A 12,981-nucleotide genomic window follows, 5' to 3' on the forward strand; every position below is an offset into this window, starting at 1 on the left:
ACGGACATTTCTTGTGCATCTTTCTCCCTGCCCGGCTTGATCCTGTCGTGGAACGCTTTACACTGAACCTATTGAATGAACGTTCATTCATTTTTTATTGGTGCAAAGGATATGGTACAGGAAAAACCCGAATTAATTATGGCGCAGGCCGAACAGTTGTTTATTGCGCATGGCTTTCACGGCACTTCCATGCAGATGATTGCCAAAGCCGCCGGCATCGCGGCCGGTACGCTTTATCTGCACTTCCCCGGTAAAGAGATGCTGATCCGCACCATCTACCGCCGGGCGCTGACCGACATGCTGCGCTGTCTGATGCTCGATTACGATCCGGTCCAGCCGCCGTTCGGACAGTACCGCCGTTTCTGGCTGAACGCCTATCACGAACTGAAAGAAAAGCAGAGCCTGGTGCACTTCAAGGATCTGTATGAGCGTTCTCCTTTCTATAACGAAGAGGACCGGCTCTGGGCCGATGAACAGTGGAAACCAATAGAGGATTTCTACCTGCGGGGGATCGACAGCGGTCTTTTCCGCGATATGCCGGCCTGTCTGTTGGGCTATCTGAGCCTCGGTTCCGTATTAAGTATTTCACAGACCCAGCGCGTCGCGCCGTTTGACATGACGGCGGCACTGGAAGAACAGCTGATCCAGGCCAGCTGGCGCGCCATTCTGGCAGAGTAACTGCCGTCCCCAGTAAAAAAACATAACAACGGAGAGCGGAATGAAAAAGTGGATGGTCATCATGTTACTGATTGCGCTGCTGTTATTCGGCAGCGTGATTGGTTTTAACTTTTATAAGTTTGCCCAGATGGGGAAAGCCATGGCCAGCAAGCCGGCTCCGGTTTTCCCGGTCACCTTGCTGACCGTCCGCGGCAGCGACTGGTCGCCAACGCTGGAAGCGATTGGTTTTATTGAACCGAATCAGGGCGTCGATATCAGCGCGCAGGTGGCCGGTACCGTGGACAAGATCTCCTTTGAATCGGGAGAAACCGTCCGCAAGGACCGGTTATTGCTGTCGCTGAATACCGATGTCGAACGCGCCAATCTGAAAAGTGCCCAGGGGAAACTGCCGGCTGCCCGGGCCAGTTATGAACGGATGCGCAGCCTGTACGGCAAAGGCGGTGTCTCCAAAGGAGAACTGGACAATGCGCAGGCCGAATATCTGGCATTGCAGGGGCAGATCGATGCCCTGCAGGCCACCATTGACCGCATGACCATCCGGGCCCCGTTCAGCGGTCAGGCCGGTTTGCGTAATGTCTTTCTCGGGCAGTATCTGAAAGCCGGAGACAGCATTGTCCGACTGGAAGACAGCTCGGTGATGAAGATCCGCTTCAGCATCGCCCAGACGGAACTGGCCAAAATCAACGTCGGCCAGCAACTGGACATTCTGGTGGATGCCTATCCGCAGCAGCCGTTCAAAGGCAGCATTACGGCGATTGAGCCGACCGTCAAACAGCTTTCCGGTGTCATCGAGGTGCAGGCTGCCATTCCGAACACCGCAGGATTGCTGCGCTCCGGGATGTATGCCCGGGTGAAAGTCCGGCTGCCGGTCATGAAATCCCAGATCATCGTTCCCCAGACCGCCATCAACTTTACGCTCTACGGCCAGACCGTGTATGTGGTGGAAGAGAGTAAAGACGCCAAAGGTCAGCCAGCAAAGATTGCCCGTCAGGTGGTGGTCAACGTCGGTGAGCGGGAGGAAGATTTGGCCCATGTCCTGAGTGGTTTGAAAGACGGCGATGTGGTCGTGACCTCCGGTCAGATCCGTTTGTCCAATGGCAGTCAGGTGACCGCCGTGGAAGACAATACCCTGGCGAAACCGGCCACTGTGCCCGCACTGTAACGGAGGCCAAGCATGCGATTTACCGATCTCTTTATCCGGCGGCCGGTGCTGGCCGTGACCATCAGTCTGATGATGGTGTTATTCGGGCTGGAAGCGCTGCGCGGCATGGCGATCCGGGAATATCCGAAAATCACCAATACCGTCATCACCGTCACCACCAACTATTACGGTGCCAGCGCCGATGTGATCCAGGGGTTTATTACCCAGCCGGTCGAACAGGCCATCGCCCAGGCAGAAAATATCGACTACATGACCTCGCGCAGCCAGCTGGGCCGTTCGACCATCACCGTGAACATGCGGCTCAATACCGATCCGAATGCGGCGCTGGCGGATGTCCTGGCCAAGGTCAATTCCGTGCGTTCACAACTGCCGAGAGATGCGGATGATCCAAGTATCACCTCCTCCACCGGCAGTAACACGTCGGTGGTCTATATCGCCTTCTCCAGTGCGGAGCTGAACTCGTCACAGATTACCGATTATCTGGAGCGGGTGATCAAACCACAGCTGTTCACGGTACAGGGGGTGGCAAAGGTCAACCTCTACGGCGGAACCCAGTTTGCAATGCGCATCTGGCTGGATCCGCTGAAGATGGGCGCCTACAACCTGTCCGCCTCACAGGTGATGTCCGTCCTGCAAGCGAATAACTATCAGTCGGCGCCGGGTCAGGCCACCGGTTATTTTGTGCTGTATAACGCCGAAGCCGATACCCAGGTCAACAGCACGGAACAGCTGGCCGATCTGATCGTGGCCTCGCATGACGGGACGGTCGTCCGGGTGCGGGATATCGCCAAGGTAACGCTGGAGAAAAGCCACGATCAATACCGTGCGCTGGCCAACGGCAAGGAAGCCGTGATTGCGGCGGTTGACGCAGCCCCCTCTGCCAACCCGCTGGAAATCGCCGCGAACGTGAATAAATTGCTGCCGGGTTTTGAGCAGAATCTGCCGAACACCATGAGCATGAAGCTGCTGTATGACTCTACCCGGGCCATCAACGAGTCGATCTACGAGGTATTGAAGACTATCGTCGAAGCGGCGGCGATTGTGGTGGTGGTGATCGCGCTGTTTCTGGGTTCCATGCGCGCGGTGGTGATCCCGATCGTGACCATTCCGTTATCGTTGATCGGGGTGGTCATGCTGATGCAGGCGTTTGGTTTTTCCATCAACCTCATCACCCTGCTGGCGATGGTGCTGGCGATCGGTCTGGTGGTGGATGATGCGATCGTGGTGGTGGAAAACGTCGATCGGCATATCAAGGCCGGGGAAACGCCGTTCCGGGCCGCCATCATCGGTACCCGCGAAATTGCCAGTCCGGTCATTACCATGACCATTACGCTGGCGGCGGTGTATACCCCGATCGCCCTGATGGGTGGTGTGACCGGCTCGATCTTCAAGGAGTTTGCCCTGACACTGGCAGGCGCCGTCTTTATCTCCGGCGTGATTGCGTTGACCCTGTCACCCATGATGTGTTCCGCCATGCTGAAACCGCACACCAATCCGAACCGGTTTGAACGTGCGGTGGAAAATGCGCTGAACCGGCTCACCGCGGCTTACAGCCGGATGCTGGACAAGGTGATGACCCGCCGTCCGGTGATCATCACCTTCGGGGTGATTGTGCTTGCCGTGATGCCGGTGCTGTTCAAACTGATCCCGGCCGAACTGGCCCCTTCCGAAGACCGCGGCGCTTATCTGATGATGGCGAAAGCCCCGAACACCGCGAATCTCGATTATATCCAGAACAATATGATGGCGGCCGGCGACCTGCTGATGAAGGATCCGGCCATGGCAACCAATCTGGCGCTGGCGGGGATCCCCAACAGTAACCAGGGGCTGGCGATTGCCATTCTGAAACCCTGGAGTGAGCGCGAGAAAGCACCGGTGATCGTGCAGCGGACGAATGCGGCCCTGCAAAATATTCCCGGCGTGGCGATCAGTTCCTTCCAGTTTCCGGAACTGCCAGGCGCCGGTGGTGGTCTGCCACTGCAACTGGTGATCACCACACCGAACGAGTTCCGCAATCTGTTCGAGGTCGCCAGTGCGGCACTGGACAAGGTGAAAACCAACCGCCAGTTCGTCTATACCGAGCTGGATCTGACCTTTGATTCAGCCACCATGCGTATCGTCATCAACCGGGATAAAGCCGGCGCTTATGGCGTCACCATGCAGGATATTGCCGCCACGCTGAACGCCATGATGGGCGATGGCAACCTCAACCGGGTTTCCCTTAATGGCCGCAGTTATGAGGTGATTCCGCAGGTGGAGCGGCAGTTCCGCCTCAATCCGGAATCGGTGAAACAGTACTATGTGCAAGCTGCCAACGGTCAGTCGATCCCGCTCGGTAACCTGGTCACGGTTGAGCTGAAAAGCGAGATCCGGGCTCTGCCTCACTATAACCAGCTGAACTCGGCGACCATCGGGATCGTGCCGACCATGCCAATGGGCGATGCCATCCAGTGGCTGGAACAGAATGTGGTCTCCGAACTGCCGCAGGGTTATCAGCACGATTACATGGGCGCGGCCCGGCAGTATGTGCAGGAAGGCAGTGCCCTGATGTTCACCTTCCTGCTGGCGCTTTGCGTGATCTTCCTGGTGCTGGCCGCCCAGTTTGAAAGCTGGCGCGATCCGCTGGTGATCATGGTGTCCGTACCACTGGCCATCTGCGGGGCGCTGGTCGCGCTGGCCTGGGGATTGTCTACCATGAACATCTACACGCAGGTAGGACTGATCACGCTGGTCGGCCTGATTAGCAAGCACGGGATCCTGATTTGTGAGGTTGCCCGGGAGCAACAGTTGCTGAAAGGGCTGGCCCGGATGGACGCGGTCAAAATTGCGGCCCGCATCCGTCTGCGCCCGATCCTGATGACCACGGCAGCGATGGTCGCCGGCCTGCTGCCTTTGCTGGGTGCGTTCGGTGCCGGAGCGCTGAGCCGTTTCAGCATCGGTATCGTGATTGTCGCCGGGCTGACGATCGGTACCTTCTTTACGTTGTTCGTCTTGCCGGTGATCTATACCTATGTGGGTAAAAAGCATCAGCCATTACCGGAATTCGATGAGTCTGTCGCGCCACTGGCGCTCCATGACGATGCGTAATTAACCGGCGTTCCGCCATAACAGCCCTCTTTCCGAGGGCTGTTTTATCCGGCCCGGTAGCAGACTGTTATTCTGACAAGTGGACAAAAATCCATCCGTAAATCCGCTAAAATGATCTTAAATAGTATTTTTGCTATGCCTTCTGCTCAATTTTTATATAATTCACCACCAATAACGCATAAGAATGCATTGGATCCGTCAGGCATGCGCCGGATACCGATATAATTTAATGTCCAACAAGGAAGCCACTATGGAAAATTTAATTAATGCACTGAGCGACCTGCTATGGGGTCAGCTCGTCTATGTGCTTCTGGCCGTCGGGATTTTTTTTACTATCCGTACAGGTTTCATTCAATTCCGTCATTTCGGTCACATGTTCACCGTTCTGAAACACAGTACCGTCAGTGATGCGGCAGGGATCTCGTCCTTTCAGGCACTGTGTACCGGGTTGGCAGCCCGTGTCGGTACCGGCAATCTGGCCGGTGTAGCGGTAGCCATTTATCTCGGTGGTCCGGGCGCTATTTTCTGGATGTGGCTGATTGCGATGATCGGGATGGCATCCGCTTTTGTGGAAAGTACACTGGCCCAGCTTTACAAAGTGAAAGACGATAATGGCAACTATCGTGGTGGCCCGGCCTATTACATGGAAAAAGGTTTGGGTCAGCGCTGGATGGGGGTTCTGTTCTCTATCTTCCTGATCATTTCATTCGGTCTGGCCTTTAACTCGGTGCAGGCCAACTCCATCAGCGGTGCGATGCAATCCGCCTTTGGCATTCCGAACTGGATCACTGGCGTGGTACTGGCGATACTGAGCGGTATCGTCATTTTCGGCGGCCTGCGTAGTATCGCGCGTTTTTCTGAGCTGGTAGTGCCATTCATGGCTACCGCTTATCTGCTTCTGGCGATAGTGATTGTTGGCATGAATCTGGATAAATTACCGGATGTGTTCATGACCATTATCAATTCCGCATTTGGTATGGAGCAGGCTGGCGCCGGTGCGCTGGGTTATACCATCGCCCAGGCAATGATGAACGGCATCAAGCGTGGTCTGTTCTCTAACGAAGCGGGCATGGGTTCCGCGCCCAACACCGCAGCTACCGCCAGCCCTTATCCGCCGCATCCGGCCTCCCAGGGTTATGTACAGATGATGGGGGTATTTATCGATACTATCGTGATCTGTACCTGTACGGCGGCAATCGTCTTGCTGTCCAATCAGTATGTACCGGGTAATGAACTGACCGGTATCAAACTCACGCAAGCCGCTCTGTCAGAGCACATTGGTAGCGCAGGTACTTACTTCATTGCGTTTGCGGTGTTCTTCTTTGCCTTTACGTCCATTGTGGCCAACTACGCGTACGCCGAAAACAACCTGGTGTTCCTGGAACATAACCACCCAGCCCGTCTGGCCCTGTTCCGTCTGTGTGTCCTGGGCATGGTCATGTTCGGCGCCGTGGCTGATTTGCCGGTTGTCTGGACACTGGCCGACATCTCGATGGCATTCATGATTGTGACCAACCTGATTGCCATCCTGCTGTTGTCCGGCAGCGCAACCAAGCTGGCCAAAGATTACAACATGCAGCGTAAGGCCGGTAAGGTGCCGACCTTTGATGTCAATGTATACCCGGAAATCAAAGCAAAAATCGAACCGGGCATCTGGGACAACAATAAATAATCCTGCCCTGCCGAGACAACAAAGGCCGCTTTTGCGGCCTTTGTTTTAGGGTTATGCCTGATATTTCAGCGTCACCTGATAGCGGTAAGTACCGGCCCCCAGCAGATAATCGGCATGTACGCTCGGGCTCCAGGAGTCGTCGCCGCCGATCCCCATATGGAAGCCATCCAGATGCAGATAAAGCCCCGATTCCGGCTGTAACTGATACTGATAACGTGTCTCTGCCAGTTGTCGTGTGCTGTATGGACTGACCCGGAAATGGAACTGGCCGCTGACCTGCAGGCCGCCCAGTTGCAGCTCCCGCGTGTCACAACGCAGACCATTCTCACACGGGAAAATATACGGGGTATGCAGTTCAGCTAACGGCAACTGCCAGGAGCCAATGTGTGCCGATGTCTGACGATCCGGATAGTTCTCATGCGGACCGCGACCAAACCAGTTTACCTGTTCACTCTGTTCAGCCAGATGCAGCACCATGCCGATACGCGCCAGTGATGGCAAACCTTCGGCCACCTGCGTGGTCACGTTCAGTTGCAACTCACCCTGAGCCGTAAAATGATATTGCCACTGAGAACAAATCAATAAGCAGTCTGCATGGAAATGCCCACGATCTACCTGAATGACCACCCCATCGGAGCCCTGATAAGCCTGTACAGAGAAACAACGATCCTGCAGCTGATTCAGCCCCGCCGCCTGCCAGCGGGCAATATAGGCATTCGGATCGACATGATCCGCTTCACTGGCACCGATATCATTATCAATCGGTGCCCGCACAAACTGCTCCTGCAATGGTGACAGCAATAAAGCCTGATCGCCATGCTGCCAGGAGGTCAGCAGACCGGAGTTTTTATCCAGCCACCAGCGCTGTGTACCGGCCGAGATCTGCCAGTTTTCGCCTTTATCTTCCAGCAGCGGTGTTAGCCCGGCATCGCTGGATTTAACAGCCGGAGCCGCCAGTGCCACCGGTAACGGCCACTGCTCTTTGGCTACCGCAAAACCGGCTTCGGCCCACGGTGTATCGTTCAGCATATGCACCGAGACATCCAGCCAGGCGTCAATACCGGCTGTCAGCGGTGGCAACTGCTCGCTCAGGGTCAGAATGGCTGTTCCTTCAGGCCCGACCGATAATGTCTGTACGCCAGAGGCTTTCAGCTCACCCAGCTGTTTGATCTGCCAGCACAGCTGTTCGTTATCAGAATGACGGAACAGATATTCACTGGTCACTGCAATCTTCAGCGGCGAGGTGGAAAGCAGTTTGAACTGGAAGAATTGCTGTGCTTTCTGTACTTCATACAAGGAAGGATGTGGCGTACGATCCGGGAAAAATACCCCGTTCAGGCAGAACTGACGATCATTCGGCGTATCACCGAAATCCCCGCCATAAGCCCAGTAAGGCTGGCCATCGGCACTGATCCGGCTGATTCCCTGATCGACAAAATCCCAGATAAAGCCGCCCTGCAGACGCGGATACTGGCGGAATGCCTGCCAGTAACGGGCAAAACCGCCAAGGCTGTTGTTCATCGCATGCGCGTATTCGCACAGGATCAATGGCCGATCCTCACCCGGCATGCCGATCCACTTTTTGATGGCCCATTTCGGCACCGCCGGGAACGGCTGATCTTCATCCACCCGCGCATACATCGGGCAGACAATATCGGTCGCGGCGGTATTCGCTCCACCGCCCTCATACTGCACCGGACGGCTCGGATCACGTGATTTGATCCAGCTGTACATGCTGTCCTGCACCGCGCCATGGCCGGATTCATTCCCCAGTGACCAGATGATGATCGACGGATGGTTAAAATCGCGTTGGACCATGCGGGTCACCCGTTCGGTAAACGCCCCGACCCAGAGTGGATCGTCCGACAGACGGCTCATCGGCGTCATGCCATGCGTTTCGATATTGGCCTCATCCACCACATACAAACCGAGGCGATCACAAAGCTGATACCAGTAAGGATGGTTCGGATAATGCGAGGTACGCACCGCATTGAAGTTATAACGCTTCATCAGCAGCACATCCTGCAGCATGTCTTCCGGCCGCACGGCCTGTCCGCGCTCCGGATGGAACTCATGCCGGTTGGTACCACGGATAAGCACTGCTTTACCGTTGACCAGCAGCAGCCCATTTCTGATTTCCACATTGCGGAAACCAACATCACAGGCCTCCGCCTCCACCACTGCACCATCGTTGGTTTCCAGTGCCACCACCAGCCGGTACAGATCCGGTTTTTCCGCTGACCATAAGCGCGGCGCTTTTACTGACAACGACAGTAATACCCGGTCGTGGTAGGCCCCTTTCTCGTCGATTGCGCCAGTACCGATCGCCCGGCGTTCACACAATACAGCATCGTCACCGTCATACAGCCAGACTGCCACCCGATGCGTCGCGCACTCGCCGCTGACATCCACCTGCAGATGCAACTGCGCATCCCGGTAACAGGCATCCAGCTCCGGCCGGGCCAGCACATTTGCCAGCCGGGTCGCCGGTTTATGCAACAGCGACACATCACGGAAAATACCGCTCATGCGCCACATATCCTGATCTTCGAGATAATTGCCGTCGGACCAGCGCAGCACCAGCGCGGCCAGCCGGTTACTTCCTGCCTGCAGATACGGGGTTAAATCAAATTCTGCCGGCAAGCGGCTGTCTTGCGAATACCCCACCCAGTGACCATTACACCAGAGATAGAACGCCGAATTGACTCCGTCAAAGATAACGCGGGTCTGGCCACTGCTCAGCCATTCTGCTGAAACATCAAACGTCGTGGAATAACAGCCGGTCGGATTTTCTGCCGGCACAAACGGCGGCGTGCAGGGAAACGGATATTTAATGTTGGTATAGATCGGAATGTCATAGCCATGCATCTGCCAGTTCGACGGCACCGGGATCGGCTGACTGCCCGGCAAATCGGCCTGTAACCACGCTTCCGGCACCTGTTCCGGCGCGGCAAAATAGCTGAACTGCCAGTCACCGTTCAGGCTGATGACCGACGCTGACGGCTGCCCCAGCCGGGCCGCCTCGGGATCCCGCCAGCTGGACTGCGGTGTATGCGCCGCCAGCCGGTTCAAAGAGGTTACTGCCGGATTTTCCCAATCACGGCGCGCCAGACACTGAGCCAGTTGCATAGACATTCCTCATGATGATTTGATTCGTGCAGAGGAAATCATCATAGAGAGCTGGCGCGAAACTGACTGTCAGATTTTATTCATGACGTGACTGCTATCATAAAATTTATGTAAACGATTACATGAAAAACCCAAAAGAAAGGGGAATTGCTCCCCCTCGTCATCCTGTTTAGTCTGCGGATGGCTCTGCCGCGGATAAATGACAGCCAATCAGTTTCTGCCACAACGCCACCACAGCTGCACGTTCTGCCTGCAGTTCCTGACCATCGATGATGCGGGTCACACCCGACAGCGTGCAGCGATGTGCCCGATCGCGGATAGCCAGATACGCCTTTTTCAATGTAATCGATTCCGCATCCGTGATTAATCCGGCCTCCACGCAAGACTCAAAGATGCGCACGTTATCCGACCAGTGGGTCAACAATGCCGGATACTGCGCGGCATAGGCCAGCACCATAAACTGCGCGATAAACTCGATATCGATCATGCCGCCGGTACCCTGTTTGAGATCAAACTGCTCGGCCGTTCCCCGCAGCAGATGCTTGCGCATCTTGTCGCGCATATCCGCAACGGATTTGGCCAGCGAGTAGCTATCGCGCGGCTGACTCAGCACCTCGGCCCGGACCCGCGCAAAGCCGGCCAGCAGCTCCGCGTCACCATACACCGCCCGCGACCGGACCAGCGCCTGATGTTCCCACACCCAGGCATCATGCAGTTGATAGTGTTCAAACGCATTCAGCGAAGAGACCAGCAGGCCGGACGCACCGGACGGACGCAGTTCCATATCGATTTCATACAGAATGCCGGAGGTCGTGCGGGTCTCGCACAGATGAATGATTTTCTGTGCCAGGCGTACATAGAACTGCCGCACACTCAGCGGTTTGTCCCCGTTGGTATAGCCCTCATCCTGTGGCGCATGGATAAATACGACATCCAGATCCGAACCATAACCGAGTTCAATCCCGCCCAGTTTGCCATACGCAATCACCGCAAAATTTTTCTCGCCGTTCTTCAGCGTCAGCGGCGGGACACCGTGCCGTTCCGTCAGCTGATTCCAGGCCTGATTGATCACCTCCGACAGCAGCGCTTCCGCCAGCCAGGTCAGATGATCACTCACCTTCATCAGCGGTAACGCCCCGACAATATCGGCGGCCACAATCTTCAGCAGCTGGATCTGCTTGAACTGGCGCAGCGCCTCCATCTGCTGCTCCACATCCTCTTCCGGCACCCGCAACAGATACTGACGCAATTCATCCCGGTAGTGTTCCAGCGGGGTCGGATTATACAACTGCGCCGGGTCCAGCAGCTCATCCAGCAGCACCGGATAGCGCGCCAGCTGTTCCGCCACCAGCGGGGTGGCCGCGCACAGTTTCAGTAACTGTTTCAGCGCTCCCGGATTTTCCGCCAGCAGCTGCAGATAGGCCGAACGGGTCGCGATCTGCAGCAGGACTTTACGGATCCGGTTCATCAATTCGGTCGGTGCCGGATCCTGCACCAGCTCGCACAGCAGACGCGGCATCAACCGGCCTAACGCCTCACGGCCCTGCGGCCCGACCGGCCGGTGCGAACACTCATCACGCAATTCCGCCAGCACCACGGCCAGCTTTTCTGCTTCCGGTATCTGCTGTTGCTGCAGCAACGGGGTCAGATCCTCAGCCGGTAAATGACCGTGCCAGAGATCCTGCCACAAGACCGGCACATCAGATTCAAGCTCTTCCTGCTCGCCAATGACTTCGCGGAACAGCTTGTTGATCCCGGCATGCACCTGATGCAGCTCGCGGATAAACTCATCCCAGGCGCTGTAGCCCATCGCCACCGCCACCCGCCAGCGATCGCGCTCATTTTCCGGTAACACCTGCGTTTGCTGATCGCCGATTTCCTGCAGAATGTTTTCCACCCGGCGCAGATAATGGTAACCGGTAAAGAGCGTCCGGTATTCCTCATCGGTGAAGACAGCATGCTGATGCAACGCCAGCAACGCAGCCGGCATGTGCCGTACCTGCAATCCAGGCTCGCGGCCACCCCGGATCAGCTGATGCACCTGCACAATGAACTCCACATCCCGGATACCGCCAGCGCCCAGCTTGATATCATTTTTCAGACCCTTGCGCCGGATTTCCGCTACGATCATGCCTTTCAGTTTCCGCAGCGCATCGATCGCCCCGAAATCCACATAACGCCGGTAGATAAATGGTCGCAGCATCTGCATCAGATAACGGCTGTCTTCCGTTTCCGGCCCCATGATCCGGGCTTTCACCATCGCATAACGCTCCCAGGTCCGGCCATGCTGCTGATAATAATCTTCCAGTGCGGCAAAGCTCGCCACCAGCGGACCGGAATCGCCGAACGGCCGCAGACGCATATCCACCCGGTAGACCTGACCATCGACCGTCTGCTGATGCAGAGCATTAATCAGTTGCTGACCGAGACGGGTAAAGAACGACTGGTTATCCAGTTCGCGCCGGCCACCCTGGGTATAGCCGCGCTCCGGATAGGCAAAGATCAGATCGATATCGGAAGAGAAATTCAGCTCACCGCCACCCAGCTTGCCCATACCGAAGATCAGCATCTGCTGGGGCTGACCGCTTTCCCGGCCGATAGGTGTCCCGACATCCCGGCACATCCTGGCATACAGCCAGTGATAGGCCGCCATGATCAGACTTTCCGCCAGCACCGAGAGATGTCTGAAACTCTCTTCCACCGGTGACAGACCTAATAGCTCCCGCCAGGCAATCAGCACCATATGCCGACGGCGGAACTGACGCAGTACCCGCTTCAGAGCATCCTCGCTATCCACCGGTTCCAGCGCGCTCTGCAACAGCGCCGGATAAGCCGCACTGCGCTCCGCCTGCAGATAACTCTGCTCCGTCAGAATTTCAGCCAGCAATGCCGGGGAATGAATCAGTGATTCGGCAACAAAATCAGATAAGGCAAACAGCCGTAGCAGATCGGGCTGATGAGCAAGAAACAATGCCGTCTGTCCGGCATCGGCACGTTCCAGCAGGCGTTGCCACTGTTTTTCCGCCAGTTCAGACAGTAATGCGGGTAAAGGAATGACAGAAGAAGGCGTCATAATCAGGCAATCCGTTGACAAGAAATACCTAAAGCATAACAGCATCCATCCGACTGCGGGATAACCGGACTCTTAATCTGTGATTTTGGGAGTTTCACCGGAACGGTAACAGAACGCCGACACGCCATAAATACATCCCTGTAGGCTCGAGCGGTGGCATCCCTGCCGCCGACGGTCGCT

At 56.2% G+C, this 12,981-nt stretch carries 6 protein-coding genes; 4 read left to right on the forward strand and 2 right to left on the reverse strand.

Annotated features, from left to right (window positions below; all coding sequences use genetic code 11):
- Positions 1 to 75: 75 nt before the first annotated feature.
- From HNR75_RS13175 to HNR75_RS13190, 4 genes are all read left to right on the forward strand, one after another.
- Entirely contained in the window at positions 76 to 678 is a 603-nt protein-coding gene (locus tag HNR75_RS13175) for a TetR/AcrR family transcriptional regulator (RefSeq protein ID WP_188027441.1), read from the forward strand.
- Between the two features lie 40 nt (positions 679 to 718).
- A complete protein-coding gene (locus HNR75_RS13180) occupies positions 719 to 1,840 on the forward strand; it encodes an efflux RND transporter periplasmic adaptor subunit (protein WP_188027442.1) in 1,122 nt (373 codons plus the stop codon).
- A gap of 12 nt (positions 1,841 to 1,852) precedes the next feature.
- The gene (locus HNR75_RS13185; RefSeq protein WP_188027443.1) at positions 1,853 to 4,927 is read left to right on the forward strand and encodes a multidrug efflux RND transporter permease subunit; all 3,075 of its coding nucleotides are present in this window, start codon (positions 1,853 to 1,855) and stop codon (positions 4,925 to 4,927) included.
- Positions 4,928 to 5,177: 250 nt separating this feature from the next.
- On the forward strand, positions 5,178 to 6,599 hold the full coding sequence (locus HNR75_RS13190) for an alanine/glycine:cation symporter family protein (protein WP_188027444.1): 1,422 nt from the start codon (positions 5,178 to 5,180) through the stop codon (positions 6,597 to 6,599).
- A 51-nt stretch (positions 6,600 to 6,650) separates the two neighbouring features.
- Here HNR75_RS13190 and HNR75_RS13195 read toward each other — a convergent pair whose 3' ends face one another.
- Both HNR75_RS13195 and glnE read right to left on the reverse strand, forming a co-directional pair.
- Positions 6,651 to 9,728: a beta-galactosidase gene (locus HNR75_RS13195; protein WP_281364951.1), complete on the reverse strand. Its 3,078-nt coding sequence runs from the start codon at positions 9,726 to 9,728 to the stop codon at positions 6,651 to 6,653.
- Between the two features lie 169 nt (positions 9,729 to 9,897).
- Positions 9,898 to 12,801 (reverse strand): bifunctional [glutamate--ammonia ligase]-adenylyl-L-tyrosine phosphorylase/[glutamate--ammonia-ligase] adenylyltransferase, encoded by a 2,904-nt coding sequence (gene glnE / locus HNR75_RS13200; RefSeq protein ID WP_188027446.1) that lies wholly within the window; start codon positions 12,799 to 12,801, stop codon positions 9,898 to 9,900.
- Positions 12,802 to 12,981 lie beyond the last annotated feature (180 nt).

The organism is Tolumonas osonensis (assembly GCF_014202415.1).
GTDB lineage: Bacteria > Pseudomonadota > Gammaproteobacteria > Enterobacterales > Aeromonadaceae > Tolumonas > Tolumonas osonensis.

What these genes read in the sequence shown, in the direction of transcription:
- HNR75_RS13190 (WP_188027444.1), top strand. Translation starts at nt 5,178, where the DNA reads ATGGAAAATTTAATTAATGCACTGAGCGACCTGCTATGGGGTCAGCTC.
- HNR75_RS13180 (WP_188027442.1), top strand. Translation starts at nt 719, where the DNA reads ATGAAAAAGTGGATGGTCATCATGTTACTGATTGCGCTGCTGTTATTC.
- glnE (WP_188027446.1), bottom strand. Translation starts at nt 12,801, where the DNA reads ATGACGCCTTCTTCTGTCATTCCTTTACCCGCATTACTGTCTGAACTG.
- HNR75_RS13195 (WP_281364951.1), bottom strand. Translation starts at nt 9,728, where the DNA reads ATGCAACTGGCTCAGTGTCTGGCGCGCCGTGATTGGGAAAATCCGGCA.
- HNR75_RS13185 (WP_188027443.1), top strand. Translation starts at nt 1,853, where the DNA reads ATGCGATTTACCGATCTCTTTATCCGGCGGCCGGTGCTGGCCGTGACC.
- HNR75_RS13175 (WP_188027441.1), top strand. Translation starts at nt 76, where the DNA reads ATGAACGTTCATTCATTTTTTATTGGTGCAAAGGATATGGTACAGGAA.